The sequence below is a fragment of the Paenibacillus sp. P4_A9 genome (genome assembly GCF_056402415.1).
Map to the genome: position 1 here is coordinate 19,455 of NZ_JBFUHL010000006.1, position 24,107 is coordinate 43,561.

At 45.4% G+C, this 24,107-nt stretch carries 19 protein-coding genes; 8 read left to right on the forward strand and 11 right to left on the reverse strand.

Annotated elements, in window-relative coordinates; genetic code table 11:
* Positions 1-68 precede the first annotated feature (68 nt).
* Both AC1DVJ_RS07305 and AC1DVJ_RS07310 read left to right on the forward strand, forming a co-directional pair.
* Positions 69-332: a hypothetical protein gene (locus AC1DVJ_RS07305; protein ID WP_477589527.1), complete on the forward strand. Its 264-nt coding sequence runs from the start codon at positions 69-71 to the stop codon at positions 330-332.
* A gap of 211 nt (positions 333-543) precedes the next feature.
* Positions 544-2,307, forward strand: coding sequence for a glycoside hydrolase family 2 protein (locus tag AC1DVJ_RS07310; RefSeq protein ID WP_477589529.1), 1,764 nt, complete (start codon positions 544-546; stop codon positions 2,305-2,307).
* Positions 2,308-2,646: 339 nt separating this feature from the next.
* Here AC1DVJ_RS07310 and AC1DVJ_RS07315 read toward each other — a convergent pair whose 3' ends face one another.
* From AC1DVJ_RS07315 to AC1DVJ_RS07335, 5 genes are all read right to left on the reverse strand, one after another.
* A complete protein-coding gene (locus AC1DVJ_RS07315; RefSeq protein WP_477589531.1) occupies positions 2,647-3,522 on the reverse strand; it encodes a carbohydrate ABC transporter permease in 876 nt (291 codons plus the stop codon).
* A gap of 16 nt (positions 3,523-3,538) precedes the next feature.
* Positions 3,539-4,468 carry an ABC transporter permease gene (locus AC1DVJ_RS07320; RefSeq protein WP_477589533.1) on the reverse strand — a complete coding sequence of 310 codons (930 nt, stop codon included), beginning with the start codon at positions 4,466-4,468 and terminating at the stop codon, positions 3,539-3,541.
* 75 nt (positions 4,469-4,543) lie between these two features.
* Positions 4,544-6,208, reverse strand: coding sequence for a type 2 periplasmic-binding domain-containing protein (locus AC1DVJ_RS07325; RefSeq protein ID WP_477589534.1), 1,665 nt, complete (start codon positions 6,206-6,208; stop codon positions 4,544-4,546).
* Positions 6,209-6,551: 343 nt separating this feature from the next.
* Positions 6,552-8,921 (reverse strand): helix-turn-helix domain-containing protein, encoded by a 2,370-nt coding sequence (locus AC1DVJ_RS07330; RefSeq protein ID WP_477589536.1) that lies wholly within the window; start codon positions 8,919-8,921, stop codon positions 6,552-6,554.
* 100 nt (positions 8,922-9,021) lie between these two features.
* Positions 9,022-10,281, reverse strand: a complete 1,260-nt coding sequence (locus AC1DVJ_RS07335; RefSeq protein ID WP_477589537.1) for an MFS transporter — start codon at positions 10,279-10,281, stop codon at positions 9,022-9,024.
* 157 nt (positions 10,282-10,438) lie between these two features.
* On the opposite strand from AC1DVJ_RS07335, the gene AC1DVJ_RS07340 reads away from it, so the two are divergent.
* From AC1DVJ_RS07340 to AC1DVJ_RS07350, 3 genes are all read left to right on the forward strand, one after another.
* Positions 10,439-10,672 carry a cold-inducible protein YdjO-related protein gene (locus AC1DVJ_RS07340; RefSeq protein ID WP_477589539.1) on the forward strand — a complete coding sequence of 78 codons (234 nt, stop codon included), beginning with the start codon at positions 10,439-10,441 and terminating at the stop codon, positions 10,670-10,672.
* Between the two features lie 146 nt (positions 10,673-10,818).
* On the forward strand, positions 10,819-11,262 hold the full coding sequence (locus tag AC1DVJ_RS07345; protein WP_477589541.1) for a DUF2663 family protein: 444 nt from the start codon (positions 10,819-10,821) through the stop codon (positions 11,260-11,262).
* A 3-nt stretch (positions 11,263-11,265) separates the two neighbouring features.
* The gene (locus tag AC1DVJ_RS07350) at positions 11,266-11,904 is read left to right on the forward strand and encodes a carbohydrate-binding family 9-like protein (RefSeq protein WP_477589543.1); all 639 of its coding nucleotides are present in this window, start codon (positions 11,266-11,268) and stop codon (positions 11,902-11,904) included.
* Positions 11,905-12,354: 450 nt separating this feature from the next.
* Here AC1DVJ_RS07350 and AC1DVJ_RS07355 read toward each other — a convergent pair whose 3' ends face one another.
* The gene (locus AC1DVJ_RS07355) at positions 12,355-13,554 is read right to left on the reverse strand and encodes an ornithine--oxo-acid transaminase (RefSeq protein WP_477589544.1); all 1,200 of its coding nucleotides are present in this window, start codon (positions 13,552-13,554) and stop codon (positions 12,355-12,357) included.
* Positions 13,555-13,787: 233 nt separating this feature from the next.
* On the opposite strand from AC1DVJ_RS07355, the gene AC1DVJ_RS07360 reads away from it, so the two are divergent.
* Positions 13,788-15,215: an aspartate ammonia-lyase gene (locus tag AC1DVJ_RS07360; RefSeq protein ID WP_477589546.1), complete on the forward strand. Its 1,428-nt coding sequence runs from the start codon at positions 13,788-13,790 to the stop codon at positions 15,213-15,215.
* 86 nt (positions 15,216-15,301) lie between these two features.
* Here the strand turns inward: AC1DVJ_RS07360 and rocF are convergent, their stop codons facing one another.
* Both rocF and AC1DVJ_RS07370 read right to left on the reverse strand, forming a co-directional pair.
* Positions 15,302-16,219, reverse strand: coding sequence for an arginase (rocF, locus tag AC1DVJ_RS07365; RefSeq protein ID WP_477589547.1), 918 nt, complete (start codon positions 16,217-16,219; stop codon positions 15,302-15,304).
* Positions 16,220-16,422: 203 nt separating this feature from the next.
* Positions 16,423-17,655, reverse strand: a complete 1,233-nt coding sequence (locus tag AC1DVJ_RS07370; RefSeq protein ID WP_477589548.1) for an aminopeptidase — start codon at positions 17,653-17,655, stop codon at positions 16,423-16,425.
* A 272-nt stretch (positions 17,656-17,927) separates the two neighbouring features.
* Here AC1DVJ_RS07370 and AC1DVJ_RS07375 point away from each other — a divergent pair, with 272 nt between their 5' ends.
* Both AC1DVJ_RS07375 and uxaC read left to right on the forward strand, forming a co-directional pair.
* Positions 17,928-18,860: a VanW family protein gene (locus tag AC1DVJ_RS07375; protein WP_477589549.1), complete on the forward strand. Its 933-nt coding sequence runs from the start codon at positions 17,928-17,930 to the stop codon at positions 18,858-18,860.
* Between the two features lie 134 nt (positions 18,861-18,994).
* A complete protein-coding gene (gene uxaC, locus AC1DVJ_RS07380; RefSeq protein ID WP_477589550.1) occupies positions 18,995-20,395 on the forward strand; it encodes a glucuronate isomerase in 1,401 nt (466 codons plus the stop codon).
* 145 nt (positions 20,396-20,540) lie between these two features.
* On the opposite strand, the gene AC1DVJ_RS07385 is transcribed toward uxaC, so the two are convergent.
* The 3 genes from AC1DVJ_RS07385 to AC1DVJ_RS07395 are packed head-to-tail and all read right to left on the reverse strand — an operon-like array spanning position 20,541 to position 24,081.
* Positions 20,541-21,647 (reverse strand): Ger(x)C family spore germination protein, encoded by a 1,107-nt coding sequence (locus AC1DVJ_RS07385; RefSeq protein ID WP_477589551.1) that lies wholly within the window; start codon positions 21,645-21,647, stop codon positions 20,541-20,543.
* Positions 21,644-22,753 (reverse strand): GerAB/ArcD/ProY family transporter, encoded by a 1,110-nt coding sequence (locus AC1DVJ_RS07390; RefSeq protein ID WP_477589552.1) that lies wholly within the window; start codon positions 22,751-22,753, stop codon positions 21,644-21,646. Before AC1DVJ_RS07390 ends, AC1DVJ_RS07385 begins: the two co-directional genes overlap by 4 nt.
* Positions 22,750-24,081, reverse strand: a complete 1,332-nt coding sequence (locus tag AC1DVJ_RS07395; protein ID WP_477589553.1) for a spore germination protein — start codon at positions 24,079-24,081, stop codon at positions 22,750-22,752. The genes AC1DVJ_RS07390 and AC1DVJ_RS07395 overlap by 4 nt, the downstream gene beginning before the upstream one ends.
* Between the last annotated feature and the right edge of the window lie 26 nt (positions 24,082-24,107).

Consider the following 24,107-nt stretch of genomic DNA (forward strand, 5'->3'; position numbering starts at 1 on the left):
TTGCTGTGGGTCTCTTTTTGTTCACTTATGGTACAATAGGCGATATAACCAGATTAGGAGTGAGAAGAATGACTGCACCCATGAATGAGCAGGAGCTTTTACAATTCATCATCAGTAAGTCGAAGGCAGATCCGAAGCAAGTTGAGCTCGTTTTGAAGCATGAGAAAGCTTATATTGCCAAAGCCGGTGAAGTAGATATCGACAGCGATGATTTGATCGATCATATCCTGAGCCGCCCTGACGTGAAGCTAAGTGAGCTTGCGGTGGATACGATCCTGGAAGCTGAAATGGAGTATTTAATGAAAAATGGCATGGCCGGCTATATCGACTAAGTCATCATAGGCATGGAAGGACTGCCCTCACGTAGAGATATCTATGTGGGGGTTGTTTTGATTATTTTCTGAGGGAAGCAGAATAGTTAACCAAAAAGTTAATTGAGTAACGCATATTGACTTTATATTCGGGCGATTGCATAATGAAATCAGGGATTATTACATTATTTAGTTAACTTTTAAATTATCTAATTGGAGGTTTTCCAACACAATGAACAACCAACCGAGAGCTGAATACCCAAGACCGCAATTTGTACGAGACAGCTGGGTGAATTTGAATGGTGAGTGGCAGTTTGAGTTTGATGATGCGTGTGAGGGGACGAAACAGAAGTGGCATAAGGGAGAGAAAGATTTCTCACAGACGATTCAAGTGCCGTTTGCTTTTCAAAGTCAATTGAGTGGTATTGGCACCAACGAATTTCACGATGTCGTCTGGTATCGCCGCGAGCTGGAGATTCCACAGACTTTTGAGAATAAGCGTATTCTGCTTCACTTTGGTGCAGTCGATTACCTAGCATCGGTTTGGGTGAATGGCATCCTGGTAGCAACTCACGAAGGTGGCCATACACCTTTCCATGCGGACATTACAGATGCTCTTCAGGACGCCAACAATCAGCTCGTTGTGAAGGCTGTGGACTTTAGCCAAGACGTTACGCTGCCTAGAKGAAAGCAGTATTGGAAAGCAGATTCCGCAAGTATTTTCTACACAAGAACGACGGGGATTTGGCAAACGGTGTGGATGGAGGCCGTTTCTGCGAACGCTTACTTAGATAAAGTGAAGATGACGCCGGATATCGATGCGAAGCAGATCGAAATTAGCTACGAAATCGAAGGTATCGACGCACACTCGGCGTCTAAGCATCAGCTGAAGGTTGATATTTCTTTTAAAGGCGAGCTAGTTTCCGAAGATGTATATGGCATTCGGAGCGGGACGGGCACGCGGAAGATCCGACTCAATGATTTCAATGATCACGGGCTTGGCGGTTGGTGGACGCCGGAAAATCCGAACCTCTATGATGTTACATTTACTCTACTGACGGATAACGAGGTTGAAGATGTCGTGTCGAGTTACTTCGGTATGCGTAAGGTATCGATCGAAGATGGCAAATTGTGCCTGAATAACCGTCCTTATTTTCTGAAAATGGTGCTGGACCAAGGCTACTTCCCGGATGGGAACTTGACGCCTCCGAGTGACAATGCGATCAAGCAAGATATCGAGCTTACAAAGGCGATGGGTTTCAATGGGGCTCGCAAGCATCAGAAGCTGGAGGATCCAAGATTCCTTTACTGGTGTGATGTGCTGGGGCTCGTAGTATGGAGCGAAGCGGCAAATGCCTATGAGTACTCAGACAAATATGTGGGTCAATTCACGAGAGAGTGGATGGCCTCGATGGAACGTGACTACAACCACCCGTCGATTATTGCTTGGGTACCGCTCAATGAAAGCTGGGGGGTCCCGAACATTCAAATCGATAAATTGCAGCAGCAGCATGCTTTAACGATGTATCATTTGAGCAAATCGCTGGATCCGATGCGTCCTGTCATCTCCAATGATGGTTGGGAGATGGTGACAACCGACCTCTATGCGATTCATGACTATGAGTGGCGCGAAGAGGTGCTCGCCGAGCGTTACAGCTCGAAGGAGAAGGCTGTTCATGCGATGCCTGCGAATCGACGTATTTTTGTGGAAGGCTTCCCGTACCAAGATCAGCCGATTCTAATCACGGAGTTTGGCGGAATTGCCTACAAGAAGAGTGAATGGGAGGGCTGGGGATACTCGGGGGCCGATAATGATGAGGATTATGAGCAAAAGCTGCGCGCGGTCATACGACCACTCCTGAACTCTGGTGTTGTTCAAGGCTATTGTTATACGCAATTGACGGATGTTGAGCAGGAGATCAATGGCTTACTCACGTATGATCGGAAGCCGAAAATCCCTGTGGAAATCATCAAAGCGATTAATGATCGTAACTAATAAGCAAGGCCGAGGCTGCCACAGCCTCGGCTTTTGTGCGATTACGGCAAGTGTAACTGGTGGATAAAGTGCGGCTAACGCCAGAAGTTGCATTAGTCCGATATCTCCGAATTAAAACGAGGATTACTTGTGAAAAAATACCAATAGTCCGATTCCACCGAATTATTTACCTCTTTTTGCCTGTGTGAGAGTTGTTTTGGTCGATTTAGTTGGGCTATTTAGGACTAAATACGATTTAATAATGGAGTCAATGTGATTAATTCGGCAATTTCGGACTATTAGCTGCAGAGGGAATAATCCGATCCGAGTTAGTCCGAAAAATCGGACGACGTTTGGTCATTACCCTTTGACAGCGCCGATCATGACGCCTTTCACGAAATACTTTTGAACGAAAGGATAGAGGATGAGAATCGGGACAGAGGCAACCATGATGGTGGCATACTTGATCGTTTCCCCGAGCTGAAACTGATCGGCCGCATTCGCGCCTGAGGACATCATATCCGTGTTATTCGCGATTAAGATTTCCCGTAGAGTCAGTTGAAGTGGATATAACTCTCGGTCTTTCAGGAAGATCGAGGCCCAGAACCATCCATTCCATTTCTCAACGGCATAATACAAGATCATTACCGCGATAACAGGCATGGAAAGCGGGATAATGATTTTAAACAAAATGGTGAAATGGTTGGCACCGTCCATTTTGGCTGATTCTTCCAAGCTTTCGGGAACGGCCATAAAGGCAGTGCGCATAATAATTAAGTTAAAGGTATTGACGGCGAAAGGTAAAATGGTTGCCCATAAGGAGTCGATTAATCCAACGCCCTTCACGACGAGGTAGATCGGGACAAGTCCGCCGCTGAAAAACATGGTGAGGATGACGATGAAAATAAACACTTTGTTCCACATGACATTTTTACGGGAGAGTACATAGGCGCCTAAGGCTGTGACAATGAGGTTGGTTGAAACACCAAAGACGAGAATAAATAGCGTGTTGCGATACCCTTTTAGTATAGAGGGATTACTGAATACATTATTGTAGGCTTCTAGACTGAAGCCCAGAGGGCGATAGAGGAACCCTTTGTGCGTGATGAGCTGTCCACCGTCGCTAATGGAAGCGAAAGCGACATAGATGAGCGGATAAAGCGTTACAATCACTAACAAAATCAATAGAACATGGTTGACTGCGTAAAATATTCGGTCTGAATAGCTGGCTCTCATCTTGGCCCCTCCTCCGCTACCATAAGCTATTTTGACTAATTCGTTTACTAATTTTGTTGGCTGTAATGAGCAATGCTAGATTGATAACAGAATTGAATAGGCCAACGGCGGCGCTATAGCTCCATCCAAATTCGAGCAAGCCTTTGCGGTAAACGAAGGAGGAGATAACATCAGCCGTATCGTAGGTACTTGGGTTGTAGAGCAAAATAATTTTCTCGAAGCCTACGTTGAGCAAATTCCCCATTCGCAGAATGAACATGATCGAAATGGTAGGTAGAATACCTGGCAAGGTGATGTGCCAAATCGATTTTAGTCTAGACGCGCCGTCCATTTTCGCAGCTTCGTATTGCTCTTGATCAATACTCATGAGTGCAGCTAAATAAATGATGGATTCCCAACCGATTTTTTGCCAAATTTCGGATAATACATATATCGTACGGAACAGCTCAGGCTTCTGCAGCATCGCTGTATCATTCGCGCCAAAATAAGTCAGTAGGTTATTCACTAAGCCGCCATTATTGGTAAAATCTTTAATCATTCCAGCGATGACGACGAGTGAGATAAAGTAAGGCATATAAGTAACCGTTTGCACAAACCGTTGGAACTTCTTATTCGCCAACTCGTTAATCAGAATGGCCAGAATGATCGGGGCAGGAAATTCAAAACATAAGGTATAAAGTGAGATTACCACTGTATTTTTGAGAATCCGCCAGAAATAATAACTGGTGAAGAAATCATGAAAGTTTTGGAATCCGATCCATGGGCTGCCTAGTATCCMTTTAATGGGAGTATACTCTTTGAACGCAATGATGGCTCCATACATCGGCGCATAGTGGAAGATAAAGTAGTAAGCCAGGACGGGAACCATCATAAGGTATAAGTATTTATTCAATAGAAAATCGCGTTTGAAGCGTACAGAAAAGCTAGCCTCCGCTGTTTTACGCATCATATCTCTCCTTTCGCCGAGGAAATTGCATACATGGTGAGGGGGAGCTCATGCTCCCCGCCCCAATGTTACGTTCTACCGTTTGTTATAACGATCTAGTGATGCTTTTTTGATTTCGATCGCACGGCTCAATTTCACGGAATTGAACTTTTCCATGTATTTATCAAAGCTATCAACAGGCTCTGTTCCCAAGATGATTTTGAGTGTCATTTCATCAACAAGTGTGTTCAGATCTGTCATGATTTTAGCAAGCTCTGTACTTTCTTCAGGTGTTGCAGTGACTGGCGGAATTTTGTGTTTGTCTACAGTGGTTTTTGACCAAATGGAAACGGCGTCGCGTTGGGATTGCATAGCCAGATATTGCTCGATATAACGTTTGTCTTGTACGAAAGGACCGTTATAGTTACCGCGAATATACAAGGACATGGATTGGGCTGGTGCCAGCTTATCCGGATTTTTCATGAGCAAATCTGTATATTTCGGATAACCGGAGCTATCTAGGTTATAAGAAACGCCTGGTGTACCGAAGTTGAAGAGCATGCCTCCCTCTTGTGAGTAGCCATAGTCAAGAAGCTTGGCAGCTGTTTCGATATTTTTGGAAGAAGCCGTAATGGCAACAGATCCGCCTGGTGCATTCGCAGGGTCTTTTTGACCATACATCGCGATGTCGCCTTTTTTGAGAACTGGATAAGGAGCGCCGATCAGAACGCCTTTAGGATCTTTCGCTGTAATAAGCGGCTGGAATTTACCGATACCGCCACCTGCGTTCCCGACTGTTACTCCCGTAGCACCGGAAGCCATGTTCGCATCCATTGCTTTGCTGTCTGCCGTTGCAAAGTTTTTATCAATCAAGCCTTCGGCATACCATTTGTGGAAGGTTGCGAGATAGTCTTTGTAGCCTTTCTCAGCCGGGCCAAATTTAATGGCGCCACTGTCGTCAATAAAGAAGTCACGCGTTACACCGAAAGCACTGAGGAAAGCGCCATTACCAGATTCTTGGAAGGGTCTAGGAACAGATACCACGGAGAATGGGGCTGTTGCGCCTTTTTTCTCTTTAAATGCCTTAAGTGTTGTGTACCACTCATCGATGGTTTCAGGAACAGGAAGTCCAAGCTCATCTAACCAATCCTTACGCACAATTGGACCTTGGAAGACACGCAGGTAATCGTCGCCGCGGATGAACGGGAATACGTAGTAACTTCCGTTATCTGTTTTAACTTGCTTATCCACTTCGGGATGTTCCTTCAGATATTTCTTCAAATTCGGTGCAAATTTATCTATCGTATCATTCAATTTGAGAATGTATCCGTCTTTGATCGCTTTCTCTGGTCCGCCCGGGAACTCGCCTTGCCAGTTGTATTCGATCATGTCAGGCAGATCACCAGTTGCTAGCAAGACGTTAAGTGATTGCGTCGTTTGGTTGGTTGGCGGTGCTGTGAATTTTAAAGGGACACCAGTGGCCTTCTGCCAATTTTGAAAGAATGGTGTATCCGCGTGCGTCGCTTTAACCCCAGTTAAGTTACCTGGAAGCTCGCCCCAGTAAGTTAAGGTTTTGTCCGTTTTGAGTGGATAAGTAACAGCTGCACCGGCTGGCGCTGTAGAAGCATTTGCTGTACCTGATGAAGCTGCTGGACTAGCTGTACTAGTAGTTGAAGAATTGGACGAACAAGCAACTACTAAGCTTCCCATTAAAGATGTGGTAACCAACATGGTGAACATTTTTTTACTGTTTCTTTGCATGTGTAGACCTCCTCAAAGTTTTTTGCCAGAAAAGAAAAACTGGCATCGTAATCGTAACTGGGGTATTGAGAAATTCACCAGAAAAACAAGCTTCGGAAGTCTTATGGGTTAGTTACCTGTGCCATACCCTAACTATATGGTAACGCTTACATGAATGGTATCTTCAATTTCTCCAATTGCGTCTCGATAATTGCCGAAAGTATCTACAAAATATCCAATCCTTTCATGAAAAAAGCCAATTTCGGGTGAAATAACCTTATTTCGTACACCGGTATTGCGACTTTTTACGAAAATAAGAGCGGTTGCCCGCTCTTATCTCGATCTGCTATGTCGTTAGTTTTTCTCATTTTTCAAGCATTTCCTTATATTTGCCTGGCGTAATGCCTTCTACCTTTTTGAACACACGAATAAAAGCGTTAATATCATTGAAGCCTACCCCGTATGCCGCGTCGCCAACCGATTGTTCTTTCCCTTTGAGCAGTTGTTTGGACTTCTCGACCCGCACCTTGTTAATCCGATCAAGCAATCCTTCGCCGACATAATCCTTAAAAATCTTGGATAAATAAGTTGCTTTACGGTCAAAATGACTGCCGATCATCGTCACATTTAAATTCACATCGGTATAATTGTGCTCAATATAGGTGTTTACTTGCTCTACGAGCTGCTGCAGTGCTTTCTGCTTGGTTAATGAATTGGCATGTTGCCGTTTGGCTGCAGTAAAGGCACATACCTGTTCAATCATCTCACCTAACTGAAGCTCCATGTCTTGGACGGTTTTACTGCTTAAGAGGCGATCAAGCTGCTTAGGATTGCGGATGAAGAAGCTTTCCTGAATACCGTCAATATGATTCAAACTCCTCATTATGGTGGACACTAGGCACATCATCAGGCATTTGGTCAGTGAAACGGATATGCCGGATCCTTCAAAGTTTTTCTCGATAATTTCACGTAGGATTTGACGAGCATCGGATAATTCACCGAATTTCAAAGCATTGAGAAACTGTTGCTCCACACTCAGCGGGTAATAATAGCCAGAAAGGTTATCACAGTGAGTATTTGGCTTGAGATCGTTATAGGCTAGAATTTCGTGTCCACCCATAACGAGCTTGTAGGTCATGGCATCTAATGCTTCTAAAAAGGCTTGTGGAATCAAGGAAATATGCTCGTATACGTTACTAATTGAGATTGTAAGATGAATATCATACGTAGAAGCAAGGAAGGTTTGTGCTTCATCTGCAATACGAAGTAATTCCTCTTTGGAACTATGGCCATTGGCCATCGAAAGATTAACTAAACAAGCAAGTGTATCATCAATTTCGGCCACATAGCCGCGGTGCTTTTGTGCCACTAATTCTTCTACCACATTGATGACGATAAATTGAAGCAGTTTCCACTTTTCCTCGTCGGATGAATGCGTTATTCGTTCGAAAAAGGACTCACTCTTATCGATGACAAAGAGCATGACAGCAAATTCTTTCCGATCCAGCTTCATATCAAAGGTCGTTAATGCCTCTGCGATCGGAATTTTGCCATCTAGTTTTCCTTTTAATAGCTTTTCTACGAAATGCGAGCGTACGATATGCCGATGCTGTTCGACCTTACTTTTGAAATCAGCCATCTCAATTAAAGTACTGTCTAGAGCTTCCTGTATAAAATGAAATTCATTGTAGGTTTTGCCGGATTCGAGCGTCTGTTTCTTGGAAAAGGCGTGAACTAAGCGGCGAACAGGGTTGTAATTTCTTCTTAGGAAGACAAACGTCAGTAAACCTCCGCCTATTAGACTTATGATCATGCTTAAATAAGTTAGGTTGCGGATATGTGAGGCCTTTTGCCAATAAGTTGTGCTAGGCATAATCGAGACGTATTTGAGCTTGGAACGCGGTGATTGAATATTAAATACTTCATACTTCTCGCCATCATTACTTTTAAAATAGAAGTTCGTTGCGCTATCCAGGTTGGCATACGGGAAATCCGCAGGCATTGTGCTCGAGGTGCTGGATGCCAGAACTTGATTTTGTTCATTGAGAATAAGAACATGGCCTTTATTGAATATTTCCATATTCTGAATGGCACCTAGTATGCGCGACTGATCGATCATAATGACATTCGTAGCCAGCGGCTTATCGTGTTCAAGGGGATAAGTACTCACATACGCCACAGTTTTACGAAGGCTATTATCGTCGCCAATTCGGTACATGGGGATAAATCCTTTGAAATTACTGTGTGTCATGATAGATTGCCAGGAATTGAAGGAGAAATCATTGCTTTTATGTAAGGTCTCGTAGGCAAATTCTTTCGAACGAACGGTAGTTGGGAGAATGACAGACTGATTTTTATTCAAATAAATATAAAAGGAGTCGATCAACGGGTAGGAGGTTTTGTATAAGGATAAACTCTTTGCTATTTGATACGTATCATAAGGTAAATCTTTGGGATAGGTCTCATATTTGTTGGAATAGAGCAGCTCTTGAATATTCACATTCCATGTAATCTCAAAATTGAGCTGTTCCATGGCTTTGAACTGGTTGTCCATCACTTCTCGTACTTGCTTTAGCAAGGAGTCATTTGCTTGCTGAATTTCTTCCTTTAATGTACGGTTGGACTCTATATATAGTAATAGTCCAATCGCTACCGGTAATAGGAGGATTACGATATATGAAATTAACCATGTTAATACAATGCTCTGTCCATTAAAGATGATTTTATTCCGCATAGGCAGCGACCCCCTCGTATAGAATGAATGCGCTATCATACTATTGTATTTCCTTTCCTTCGTCTACGTCAACGAGGGAAAAGAGATATTTTATGTGGGATTATTCAAGGGTTTTGAATCGTTGCTTACCAAAGAAGAAATAAAACAGATAGGAAATGACAGAATATACGACTGCGGTAATGCAGAAGGCGTACGCATAGCCGAAATAACTGCCGTATCGGAAAACAAGGCCAGTACTAATCGGAGAGGCAATAAACCAACCTAGGTTAAAAACAGCTTCTCCCGAGCTTGATGCAAGACCGCGAAGCGAACGATGTACGTAGCTCATTTTGATGGAATTGTAGAAAGGATTCGCCGCGTTCATCAGGGCTTGACGGAATAAATACCCGCCAGAAGATAAGTAGAAGTTAGCTGAAAAGGCAGTTAACAGCAGAAAGGGAATGGAGCTTAACTGCAAATACACAACCGATTTGACTTCACCAAAGCGCTTAGCAATCATAGGCCCGATCAGGAAGGCGACGCCTGTCGCTGCTTGTCCCATGGCTACGACGATCCCAATGGCGGATTTGGAAGCTTCAAAGCGATCCTCGAAATACACATTTAGATATGGAACGATCATCCCGCCGCCGAGTGAAGATAGTAAACCAAGTAAGCAGAAAATACTAATAACTTGGATAGACGTTTTATGTTCACGCCAAGTATGCTTCCAGTTCAATGCTTCGCGTTGAGGTGCTACTTCCTCTTGTTCACTCTTCTCAAATAAAGACATAGGAAGGACGCCAAGAGCTGCGATCCCAACACCAATTAATAAGGTGTATCGCAGGCTATGTATCTCATCCACGCCAATCAGGAATTGAAAGAAATCACACAGGATGCCGCCAAGGGAAATGCCAATGACATTAGCAAGCATAACCAGCGCCATATTAAGGCTGAACAGATGCACCCTTTGCTGCGGTGAGGAGTTATTCGCCATAAAGGGCAGTATCGTGGCCGAAACAAGGGCTAACGCCATGCCGCCTAGGAACGCAGAAATCATCATGCCTTCGTTGGCTTCGATGAGTGATCGCGCGGTGAGCGCGGCAATCGTGAAAATCAGGCCAAACGAGATGACGCGCTTCGGTCCCAATCGATCATTCATGATTCCCGCTGGGATCAGAATGATAGCCGCGGCGAGCGCGGTCATGCCAACTAAGCTGCCGACCATAGTTTGATGGTAGCCCAGACTTCTTACATAAAGGTTGTACACCAGGCCAAACATACTGATGCCTAAGTTCCAAACGAAATTAAACCAGAAAAACAGCTTAATATTTCGGCTATAACCACCGAGTTGCTGCTTCCATTCAAGTAGTAGATTGGTCATGCGATATTCCTGCCTTTGTATTTTGTGTCTAAATTGCAATCGCTTTGTCTATTCTACCACTGGTAAATACTTTTGAACACGGGAAAGACTTGATATTCGATCCAATCTGTATAATAATAAGTAGTCTAATCTACGAAGCAGGGAGCACATAATTGAAATGTCTACAACAACGAGTATTGTAACGGAAGAACAGAAACCGGAAGTTGAACAGATTGAGATTTGGAAATGTAAAGGAACCGATTGTAAAGCTTGGGTTCGCAAAGAATTCGTGACAGAAGCATTACCAACCTGCCCGCTTTGTAAAACGCAAATGGTACGCAGCTACAAGCATGTACCCGTAACATCTAAAAAAGGAAACAAAAAGTTTCTTGTAGGAAAGAAACGTTTCTAATTTCGAAATTATTGAAGTTATTTCTTCTAATAATAGGTTAAGATCAAGAGCATCTTCAGCGAGGCGTGAAGAGTGATGCTCTTGGTCTTTTTTTTTGTAAAGAAAAGCAGTAGACAAGCATAGCATGGTTATGAGGGGGAGATGCTGTGTTTGGACCTACTATTAATGTGAGTGATGATACAGAAGCTATGCTGAAAGAGTTACAAGATCGAAAGGTGAAATGGGACAAACTTAAAAAAATTCAACCCATTCTATCCATTCTTACGGGCGGCATCCTGCTTTTCGTCATCTTCTTATTGTATCGTCATGTGATCGTACGTTCAGGTGGTAATGCCCTGCTGATCTTAGAGCTTTTGATAGCCAGTAAAGTATTATGCGGCTTATTGCTTGCTTGTATAACCTTGTTTCTTTACACCTCCAATCGTGCGGGTGAAACGGAAAAGGCGAAAAGTAAGTATGAGGACTTACGTATTGAAGTGATTGAGCGTTTCGATGCCTCTTGGCTCAAAGATGTGAAGTCGGAGTCTCGCGATCAAATTTCGCACTTCCTATCGAAGGAATTTGATATTAATATTGTTTATAAGAGTTAAAGTATGCAAGGTAGAGGTGAGGAATTGGCAACAGGGATGAAATATGAGTGTTGTTACATCGAAGACGTTACTCAGTGGAATTGGTCAGAAGCGCAAATTGGTTATTTGCTTGATGTGGTGACGGAGGAAGCTACGAGGTTGGAAACTCGTTTTCGTGCCTGCTGGACGAAGGCGTGCTTACATATCCGATATGAATGTAAAGATGATCATGTTGTCGCGACAATGACGCGGCGTGACGATCCTCTTTATAAGGAGGACGTCGTAGAGGTGTTCCTTGATCCATTCGGCGGAGGCAGGACCTACTACGAGTTTGAAGTAAGTCCGCGGGGCGTCTTATTCGATGCGTTAATTCATAATACGCTGGATGGGAATATAGAGGTGGATACCTCTTGGATGGCGCAAGGATTTCAAGCAGAGGTCACGTCGGGTACTGAAGACGATGGATGGCTCATCTATGATGTGCGGATACCATTTGCGGACTTGGATGATGTTGGCGCGCCTCTGCCGGGAACGGTTTGGCATTGGAATGTATTCCGGATCGATGATGATCGCGACGGCACCCGGCATTATTCGGCTTGGTCGCCTACGGGGAAGGTCAATTTTCATCTTCCTCAACAATTTGGGGAGCTTGTGTTTGTATGAGAATGATTAAGAGACTCCCCATGCTTCCTTGTGGAAGTGTGGGAGTCTCTTGTTGTTTTGAGAATTGATAGTATGCAGGGACGTATTGCATGGGAAAATCGACTTACTCGAGTGCGACAGATGCAAATTGAGAGTGTAAGTCGAAAAAATCGACTAACTCGACTGCAAAAGAGTCAAATCGAGAATGTAAGTCGAAAATATCGACTTGCATGGCCGGAATAGAGTCAAATCAAGAGTGTAAGTCGAAAAAATCGACTAACTCGGCCGCAACAGAGTCAAATCGAGAGTGTAAGTCGAAAAAATCGACTAATTCGTACGCGGCAGTGGCAATGTGTATGGATCTGTAGTTTTCACCTTTTGAAGGCGTAGAACCGCGAGATAGTTTGTTGTTGTAGTTGTAGTTGTTGTAGTTGTAGTTGTTGTTGTTGTTGTTGTTGTTGTTGTTGTTGTTTACTGTTCATTCAGCACATCATATAGATGCTGCCAAGCCCAATCCAGCTCATCCTTCGTTATGATAAGTGGAGGCGCTAAGCGAATGATATGATCATGTGTTTCCTTGCACAGCAGGCCTTTTTCCTTCAGTGCTTCGCAGAAAGGACGTGCGGCAACGGTTAGATCAATGCCGATAAACAATCCGCGGCCGCGAATCTCGTTGATCCGCGGCGACTTGATTTCCTGAAGCCGCTTCAGGAAATAAGCCCCAAGCTCATCCGAACGCTCTGCGAGCTGTTCGGCTTCGAGCACCTCAAGAGCGGCGATCCCCACGGCGCAGCCGAGTGGATTCCCGCCGAACGTCGAGCCGTGAGAGCCTGGCTCGAACACCTCAAGAACCTCGCGATCTCCGGCCACCGCCGAGATCGGGAACACACCGCCGCCAAGGGCTTTGCCTAAGACATACAGGTTCGGCGTGACGCCTTCCCAGTCGCTGGCAAAGCGGCGGCCTGTACGGCCGAATCCAGTCTGGATTTCGTCCGCAACGAACAACACTTTATTCGCTTGGCATAGCTCATAGCATTCCCGCAGATAACCATCCTGCGGGATGACAATACCTGCTTCGCCCTGAATGGGCTCCACCATAAACCCAGCCGTGTTCGGTCCAATCGCCTCACGCAGCGCATCAGCATCCCCATAAGGAATGATGCGGAAGCCTGGCGTGAAAGGCCCAAACCCTCGCTGATATTCTGGTGAGGAAGAGAACGACGTGATCGTCACGGTACGACCGTGAAAGTTACCCTCACAGACGATAATTTCAGCCTGATCGCTCGGAATTCCTTTGACATCGTAACCCCAGCGGCGAACAGCTTTGATGGCTGTTTCAACCGCTTCTGCGCCGGTGTTCATCGGTAAAATCATAGGTTTGCCTGTATATAGCGACAATTTCTCATAGAACAATCCAAGTGTTTCACTATGAAAGGCTCTTGAGGTCAAGGTAACCTTACCCGCTTGTTCAATCAATGCTTTTATGATATGCGGATGGCGATGCCCCTGATTCAGAGCGGAGTAAGCACTCAACATATCCATATATCGATGACCTTCGGGGTCCTCCACCCAAACACCTTCTGCTTTGGAAATAACAAGCGGCAGTGGATGGTAATTACGTGCACCATATTTCTCTGTTAGTTCAATGAGATAGGAGCTTTGCGTAGCCATGTGAATTCCTCCCCTAAATGTGGTCAAATCACCTTCAGTTGTACTTCATTGTATTCTAGTATTAGCGTTCGATGTCTTCCTAAGTATATAATTGAAAAATAGGCGAGGCTACGCAAACTTTAGCCGACCCGTGCATATCCCTGACTTTTAAGCTAAAAATAACCACGATAGTGGACTTGAGGCCGCGTCAGGTTCAATGAAAGCTTTGGGAATGAAATATGAAGTGATAAAGGATGGTTCCGATGACTTTTCGCATTGAGAAAGACTTTTTAGGTGAAAAGCAAGTCCCTTCTCATGCCTATTATGGCATTCAAACGATGAGAGCAATTGAGAATTTTCCCATTACGGGTGTTACCATTCATGTGGAGCTGATTACGGCACTAGCCCAAGTGAAGCGTGCAGCTGCGCTAGCGAATATGGATACCCACATGCTGCCTAAGAAAATAGGTGAAGCTTTAGTCAAAGCGGCTGAAGAAGTAAGTGAGGGACGGCTTGTGGAGGAATTTATCGTAGATTCCATTCAAGGCGGAGCAGGTACCTCCATTAATATGAATATGAACGAAGTGTTGGCGAATCGGGCCTTAGAGCTGCTAGGTGAAGACAAGGGCAGTTACTTCCACTGCAATCCGAATAACCATGTGAATATGTCGCAATCGACGAATGACGTAATTCCTACAGCGATTAAAATAGCTGCCTACCGCTTGTCTGAGCAATTAATAGAAGCATTAAGCTCGTTACAAAGTGCTTTTGTGCGGAAGGAAATTGAGTTTGATGATGTGATTAAAATGGGCCGGACACACCTCCAAGATGCCGTGCCGATCCGTATGGGACAAGAATTTGGCGCCTATGCGCGCGTGTTGATGCGTGATATTAATCGAATCAAGCAGGCCATGCGGGGGCTTTTGATCGTCAATATGGGCGCTACTGCCGTAGGAACCGGGCTTAATGCGAAGCCTGAATACGTGGAACGTGTCATGTTTCATCTGAAAGGCGCAGCGGGGATTCCAGTTGAGATTTCGGAGCACTTGGTAGACGGAACTCAAAACATGGATGCCTACACGGAATTGTCTGCGTCCTTAAAAGTATGCGCCGTGAACCTATCGAAAATATGCAATGATATTCGTATGATGGCCTCTGGGCCTCGCGCAGGGTTAGGTGAGCTGAAGCTGCCTCCTAGACAGCCAGGGTCTTCGATTATGCCGGGAAAAGTAAATCCAGTGATGCCGGAAGTTGTGAATCAGGTGGCGTTCCAAGTCATTGGCAATGACCATACGATTTGTCTGGCCTGTGAAGCAGGTCAATTTGAGCTTAACGTCATGGGGCCTGTCTTAGCCTTTAATCTTTTGCAATCACTTAAAATATTACGAAACGCAGCCGACGTATTTGAACGCTTCGCAATTGAGGGCTTGGAGGCTGATCGTGAGCGCTGTAAGAATTACGTGGAACAAAGCTTCGGCATCGTTACAGCCTTAAACCCGCATCTTGGCTACGAGGTTGCCGCGCAGCTTGTCAAAGAGGCGGTTCGCACAGGACTCACATTAAAGGAACTCATCTTAGAACGAGGACTTCTCACACAGGAGGAGATTGAAGAAATTCTGAATCCGATTCAAATGACCACGCCTGGGATAGCAGGGGACAGATTGCTTCGACCAGCAGATTAAATGTTCGAAATGACAATACCCCCGTCTCCATAAGGAGCGGGGGTTATTTGTACATTTATCATTCCGATCTTTCGAAAATGTACAGCTTATAAGATTTGCTCACCGAAAAAGGAGCTGATAAGGCTTACCGCTAACTCGGAGGTTTTGTTGCTATCGTCGAGCAGCGGGTTCACCTCAACAAATTCAGCAGAAGTCACAATACCTGCTTCGTGCAGCATTTCGACGGCGAGATGAGCTTCACGGAATTGAAGTCCGCCTTTGACGGCAGTCCCTGTGCCAGGTGCCTCAATAGGATCCACAGAATCAACATCATAGCTGAGATGAACGCCATCTGTTCTTAATTTAATATAATCAATGGCTTCTTGCATCACGTGTGCCATGCCTTTGCGGTCAATATCGTACATGGTAAAGCATTTGATACCAAGGGAGCGAATTAGTTTCTTCTCACCTTCATCCAGAGATCGAGCTCCGATAAGCACAATATTTTCTGGCTTTACCTTCGGATTTATACCTTTCATGTTGGTCAATAAGGGATGCCCGATGCCAAGGCTGACCGCAAGCGACATGCCGTGTATGTTTCCAGACGGGCTTGTATCTGCTGAATTTAAGTCAGAGTGTGCATCAATCCAAATGACCCCTAACTGCTTATAATGATTAGATAATCCCGCAATGGTGCCAATGGCAATACTATGATCGCCCCCGATAATGAGTGGGAAATAATCTTGGCTCACGACGTGAGAAATTTGTTCAGCTAGTTGGGTATTGATCTCAATAACCTCAGCGAAATGCTTCAAATTTGTCGTATCCACTTGAGCATCTAAGGGAGCAACTGTTTCATTATCCAAACGCAAATCAGCAACGTGATCAACGGTATAATCCATTTGGTGTAACGTTTGAAGTAATCCTGCTTCAAAAATGGCCTTAGGCCCTTGACTTGCGCCCCGACGACCAGCCCCAAGATCAAAGTTGACACTGATTGCAGCTATTTTCGGTTTGATACTCATCGGATCAACTCCTTTTGATTGAATGATTAGATGATAAATCCTCAGGTTACGCTCCTTTGACTAACATTCCCAAACTTCATGTAACCATCCTTCTTTACTATATGAAGCTATGTTTTCTTTGTTCGTTTGTGAAATCCTTTTTTACAGCTATGCAAAAAGAGCTTGGATCGTAGTTTACTACCTACAATCCAAGCTCTTCCTTCTTAAAATGCCCAATTTCCCTTACGGAAAATAGGTTCTATCGTACCATCTGCATGTTCACCGTCAATGTCCATCTCCGCGGAGCCGATCATAAAGTCTACGTGAATGAGACTATCATTAAGCCCAGCTTGCAGTTGTTCTTCTTTGGTCATCTTCGTGCCGCCTTCAATACAGGTAGGGAAGGCTCTGCCGAGGGCCAAATGATTTGAAGCATTTTCATCATAAAGTGTATTGAAAAAAATCAAATTCGTGTTCGAAATCGGGGAGACATGCGGCACAAGAGCGATTTCGCCCAAGAAGTGCGCACCCTCATCCATCTCGATCATGGCTTGCAGCGATTCAAATCCCTGTTCCGCCGTGTAGTGCGTGACGCGGCCTTGCTCGAAAGTGATCGAGAATTTATCGATCAAGCTTCCTTGGTAGCTTAATGGCTTGGAGCTGCATACCGTGCCATTCGTCCCTAAGCGGTTAGGGGAAATGAACACTTCCTCTGTCGGGATGTTCGGGTTGAAATCGAAGCCACCCGTTTCGTTCGTAGCAGATCCGCCGCGCCAGATGTGCTGAGGCGAGAGTTCAACGGTAAGCTCAGTGCCCGGCGCACGATAATGAATTTTATGGAATTGCTTCGCATTCAATTGTTCCCGTTTGCTACGGAGAGTGGCGTTGTGATCTTGCCACGTTTGTACCGGATTTTCTTGATCTACACGGGTAGCTTCGAAGATCGCACCCCATAAGGCATTTACGGCTGCCTGATCTTCGAGTTCAGGGAATACCTTCTGTGCCCAAGCGAGCGAAGGCGCAGCGATGATGGACCATGTCATTTTGTAGGAGGACATATATTCTCGCCATTTGACTAGCTTAGGACCAGCCGCTTTGCCATTCGCAGCAATACGAGCGGGATCCACATCCTTAAGCAGCTCTGGATTATCAGCATCGATCCATAGATAGGCACCATTGTTTTCAGCTAATTCCGTTAGCGCTTGCGCACGCCAAGTTGGATACTCGTTGAACGATTCTTCAGGTGCGTGTGTATAGCGGATTTGCGTGCAGATTTCATCCACCCATTCAATATGTACATGCTTGGCGCCGGCTTCATACGCTTTGCGGGAGATGAGTCGCACGAATTCGGGGTGCCCAATTGGCGCATTAATCCAAAGCGATTGACCGGACTGAATGTTGAGGGCAACTCGTACCGTCAGCTCCGCATATTTCTCGAGATTTTGTTCAAACGTCATTAGAAAAATCCTCCTTTTTCCACATTAGAAAGTATAAGTTTTCGGTTCCCGAAAACGTCTTTCTAATTGGCGATAAAACTTACCTCTAAACGCGGTCGCTCATCTTTGAATGGCCTCGATAGAGGTTTTCTCACTCCGTCTTTCTTGAAGTTTATCGCTCTGCTAGCAGACTGTCAAATAAATTTTACCGTTTGAAAAATGGCTCAATTCTGGTTGTCATTGCATGGAATTTTGACATTTGTTTACACTAGTGGCAGGAGGTGAGTTGCGTCATGCGTTATGAATGGTTATTGGGCCTACTGCTGCTAGCTCAGCCCAAAGAAGTACCTTTTCAACTATCTGAAAACTCTCATGGAGAGCCGATGGCCCAGATTCAGCGGGAGCCTTACACGATACAACTTCTGGATGTGCCGATGGTTGATACTCAGAAATTAGACAAGCTTGCAGAGCGAATTGACAAGTCGATTTACCGCAAACCGATCAACGCCACGATTCATGACAACGGGACAATTGTAAAAGAGATCGCAGGCGCTAGGCTGAATCGTCGTGTGTTTATCGATCAGTTTTATGGACAGTTCTATGCAGAAGGTCCCATGAAAGTGGCGTTGCCGCTTCAAATTATGTATCCCAAAGTAGACAGTGAACTGCTTGCCAGCATACGAGTCCGTCCTATCGGCTATTATGTTACCTATTTTAATTCGCGCAATAGTCATCGTGTTAATAATCTCAAATTAGCTGCACAGGCAATTAACAACTATGTTGTGCAACCGAATGAGACGTTTTCCTTTAATCGGGTGGTTGGTGTTCGAACACCGAGCAGGGGATATATGTCAGCTAAGGTTATTGTAAGGGGGGAATTCTCCGAGGGGATAGGCGGTGGGATTTGTCAAATATCCTCAACGCTTTTTAATGCGGTAGACCGCGCAGGTCTTACGATTATTGAGAGATACTCTCACAGTAGATCGGTGCCGTATGTGCCGCATGGAAGAGATGCGACAGTCAATTGGGGTGGGCCGGATTTTAGTTTTAGAAATGATTATAATCAGCCTATTTTAATTCGAGCGCACACGTTGCCTGGACGGGTGCAAATTAGTATTTCTTCTTCTGACCTTATCAATTTCAAAGCACGTCATGTGCCTGGTGCAACGGAATCGATCCCAGAAGAAGTAGAAACGAATTCGAATGTAGGAAAAATGCTTCCTTAACCCCTGAGAGCCCAAATGGATGTCAAGATATGCATATTTTATGAAATAAAAGCACGAAATCGCAAGATTTCTAAGCTGATTTTTTGCTAAAATAGGGGGCAGATCATTCAGCTTAAGAAGGGTGGAAGTGCTTTATGAAAACGTTTTTAGATGAGAATTTCTTACTTACGAATGAAACCGCCGTACATCTTTTTCATGAATATGCCAAAGACCTACCGATTATTGACTATCACTGCCATTTAAGTCCTAAAGAAATTTATGAAAATAAGCAGTTCAACAACATAACGGAAGCTTGGTTATATGGTGACCATTACAAATGGCGGATGATGCGTGCTAATGGTGTTGATGAGTCCAAGGTTACTGGCGAAGCAAGTGATTATGATCGCTTTGTAGCTTGGGCCGCGACGCTTCCGATGGCGATTGGGAATCCGTTGTACCACTGGTCACACATGGAGCTTCAAACATATTTCGGTGTGAATGATATTATTAATGAGGCGAATGCACCAGCGATTTGGGAAAAAGTGAATGCGAAGCTGGCTGAAGGCGGATCACGCGCTAGAGACCTGATCACCAACTCCAAAGTAACGGTTATTTGTACGACAGACGATCCCGTGGATTCCTTGGAATATCATATCAAAATTAAAGAAATTGAAGGCTTTGATACGCAGGTGTTGCCGTCCTATCGTCCGGATAAGGCACTCGAAATCAATCGTGCGACGTTCCTTCCTTGGATCGCACAATTAGAAAAAGCGCTAGGTACGCCAATTCGCTCCTATGATGATTTGCTAGCGGGTCTAGAAAGCCGCGCTGTCTTCTTCGACTCCGTAGGTTGTAAAGTATCTGACCACGCGCTTGATTATGTACCTTACGCAGCAGCGACCAAAGAAGAAGTGGATGCGATCTTCGCGGCAGGACTTGCTGGTCAGCCTGTTAGCTTGGAAGATGAAAAGAAATACAAGGCGTTCACGCTATTATTCTTAGGCGGCATCTACAAGAAGTTGGATTGGGCGATGCAGTATCACATTAACGCTTCAAGAAACAACAATGGACATGCTTTCGCTACGCTAGGTCCAGATACAGGTTTTGACTCCATCGGAGACAGCCCAGTGGCTGGAGCATTAACAGGATTGTTGTCCTCCTTGGCTGTGGCAGGTTCGTTGCCAAGAACGATTCTTTACTCCTTGAATGCTCGGGATAATGAAATTTTAGCTTCCTTGATGGGCAGCTTCCAAGGCGAAGGCATCGCTGGTAAAATCCAGCTAGGCGCCGCATGGTGGTTCAATGACACACGGGATGGCATGGTATCTCAAATGAAATCATTGGGTAACTTTGGTTTGCTTGGCCGTTTTGTCGGGATGCTGACAGATTCGCGCAGCTTCTTGTCCTACACGCGTCATGACTACTTCCGCCGAATCCTGTGTAATATGTTCGGTGAGTGGGTAGAAGCAGGCGAGTTCCCGAACGATGAGCAGCTGCTGAAGCAGTTGGTTCAAGGCATTTCGTACAACAATGCTAAGCAATATTTTGGCTTTTAATTTTAGGACCTTCATGCGAGCGTGAGCTTGCATGAAGGTTTTTTCTACATAATAGGAACGCTGCCCGATACTTCAAAAGGCTACCGAGCATCTCGGTAGCCTGAGCAATTCTTCAAACACAGATTTATCATTATGCGGCTTTGCCTTACTCCAAAAGGCCTCTTTTGACGACGTTTACGGTGATTTTGGGTTCGATGGACATTTCGGGATAGACATCGTCCCATTGAATTGTTTTCCAATAGCGATAATGATGCGCTTTTACTTGCAACCCAATACCTAAGGCATCGCAATTAGCTTGTTGCAGCTCCTTAATGACTTCCTTCGCCCTCTCATTCAACTTTTGCTCCAATTGCGAACCGAGCTTCTTCAGCATTTCATCATCGTAGTGAATAGTATCAGGCACTTCTACTAGGTCACAAGTGAAGTCGGCACTTATAACCGCCCTGACGGAGCCCTTGTCGTTTGTGACGTCAATTTTACGGTTGCCGTCTCGGTTCATGAACAGCGAAACATTCATGTTGGAAGAAATGTCCTTCTCGGTGATAGTGAAATACTCAGGCTTGAATTTCGAGAGCATGATGAAGACCATGGATGCTTTGCTGTCAAGCTCGCCGGTCAGCTGCTTTTTGTGGAATAGCGCGAGTCCCGTTATTTTAGCCCGGTCTGCGCCCTTTGGATTGACGATCGGAATCGTAGCGTCGGTACCGGTTTCCGTTAACATCGAATAAATTAAATAAGGAGAGGCTTTCGGAATCAGACCGTTATCTTCGCCACTCTGTAGCAATTCGTAAAGATACTCACTGACCATCAATCGATCCTCCGCTTTCAACTGCAGCAACTTGCTTGCGGAATCATCCACGATGGCCATTTTGACATTGATCGGACTATGGGGTTCTCGGTAATACGACTCCAGCGCGGGATACAAGCTTTTTCGTGCCAATCGTTTGTTGATGAGTATAATGCGTGTCTTCCCGAAATCCAGATTTTGGGAAGCCGTTTTCTTAATTTCCACGTAAGCCTCGTTGATCGTCCTTCCTTCAGCGCCGAGTACTGGCACAACGATTTCGGATTGGGCTCCTTTCTTTAACTTTATGGTCGGAACGGATATAGAAAACAGAATCTTGCCGTTTTCGAGCAAGTCGAAGGCTTCTGCATCCTCGATCCGTATTTCCTTCAATTCGCGTTGGTCCCAGCACCCGGTCAACCCTAGAAGGAGGAGAACTAGGAGCAAGCTTCCTATGTATGGCTTCATGTTCGAACTCCTTTCCCCCCTGTTAGCCATTTTTTAAGGTAGATCATCATCAACATCATTGCCGGGATCCCGAATACCGCTGCCGGCCCATAAAGGGAGACGAAGCTTTGGACGCGATTTAATTGCGAGACATCCAGCTCCCGTTGGCCAAGCACGATCAAGACAAGCGCGCTCACGATCAGCGCCGGAAGTTTGATTCCCTTCTTGGGACTTGCGATGGCAGTCACCGAGGACACAAACAGTAACAGATAAGTAGATAATGTAGTGATAATAAACAGGATCCAAACAGCCAGCACGATGATATCCGTTCGCTCGATGATCTTAAACGATATCGTTTTGACCTGAAACAGCAGCGGATGTCGGATGAAATTGATTATTTCGGAACTGAAAATGACCGTCGAAGAGAACACGCAGAGCATATAGATGGCTGTGATTGTGATATTGCAGAAAATCGCAGTGCGCAAGACGGATTTAGACGGCATCTGTAAACAAGGCGAAAGAACCAGAAGAATTTCTAAGCCTATAAACGACATCATGCTTTCCCAAGCGCCATGACCGATTTTTACAAAGCCGGAAGAAAATAGAGGCCTCACATAGTGAAAATCGGCATCCTTGAGCGTATAGCAGATCAGCGCGATGAACAATGGAACGAACGCCGTGGCGAACACGGCGAAGCGGGCGAAAACACGTGTCGGATAGGAAACGAGATAGGTGCATCCGCCTATGAGCAGCAGCGCCAGCATCCAAGCGGGAACATACTCGTAAGCCCATAAATGCGTTATAAAAATCCAACTCGCAAGGGCTTCATAACATATGGTAAACGCATAAACGGCAAACGCCAGAATGAAAAAGCGTCCTAAGTACGGGCCGAGCCGCTGTAATAGCATCTGGAAAACGGTTTTGCTCCTGTCGTGCTTGCTAAGGATCCAGACCAGAATCAATAGAATAGTATTCAATAGGCCGCCGAACAGGCAGGCAATCCAGCCGTCCGACCCGGCATAGGCGTTAACCGCATGCGGGATAGATAAGAACCCAAGACCGAATTGCGCTTGGAATAGCAGGCAGAACAACTGAATGGAACCTATGGGCATATTTACGGTCTTCATCGTTTGATGCTCCTGACCAGCAAACAGTACGGGACGCCGTATGGTTCCAGGGCAAGGAAGTGGATGAGGATGATAACAAACACAAACATCATACCGTAAAAGCCCAAGATTGTTGCCCCGATAATAAGTGCGAACTGCATTATCGTCGTTGAGGAGCGTAACTCATTCGATGGAATCACAAACTTCCCGATCGTCGTAAGCGCGATGATAACAATGAGGACGTTGGACACGAAACCAATTTGGACGAGTGCCTCACTGATGGTGATACCGCCGACGATACCCGTCATCTGGGCAAGCGTCGAGGGCAGACGGAGAGTGGCCTCAGCAATGAGCTGGAAAATCATAATCATGAGTAACGCTTCAAATATCGGGGGGTAGGGTACATTTTCCAGGGAGCTCTTGATGGTGTTAACCATCGAGAACGGAAGGACTTCATAATTGAAGCCGACAATCGTGATATAAAGACCTGGCAGAAATAGGGCGAACAGCAATCCAAGTACTCTGACCATCCTCATCAATAACGAGGGCATAGTGCCTTGTAAGAGGTCGTCCACCGTCAACAGGAACGTATAAAAAGAAACGGGGAGAATAAGGCATGAAGTGCTTCGGTCGCATAGCACGCAGATCCTGCCGCGGGCAAGCAGAGCGGCCGCAAAATCGACGCGTTCCGTGCTGAGGGTTTGCGGAAAGATGGAATACTTGCTTTCCCGCAGCTGCTTCCGAATTAGGCCGGGGTGCAAGTCGTGTGATGATGTCATTGATGATATACGGTTAGCTGCAATATTTACGATTTCCGTATCGGCTGTTCCATCCAACCATACCATAGCGATTTGACGATTGGCGTTCATGCCTAGCTTGAAATAACGCACTCTGAGTTTACCAGTGGACAGATGTTTGCGAACCAGATTCAGATTAGTCTGCAAATGCTCAATGAAACCGTCTCGATTGCCCCCTAAGGAGCGCTCATTCACTGGCTCTTCTGGAGAGCGGTTGTTTGGCTGACTGGCATCGAAGCTGTAGCAGAGACCCGCTGCTTCGCTGCAGATGATGGCGCTGCCTTCGAGCAGAGCGTCAACAGCATCATGCACCGAGAGGCAGGGCTTCACTTTGGTAGCGGTCAGCAGTTCTTCCATAGGAATTGCTATTTGCCCATCAATGGATTCACGTTGTAACTGCTTAAGAAGGCTAAGTTCAATTTTTGCCTTGTCGCACATCGTTTCCAAATAGAGAAGCACGGCTTTGTCCTCGCCCATATTCAGTTCTCGAATGATAAAATCGTCGGTATGACCTAGGGCCTCTTGAATCGAAGCGATATCAACGGTTGGCAATATTTGTCCCTCCTTCTTGGCTTATG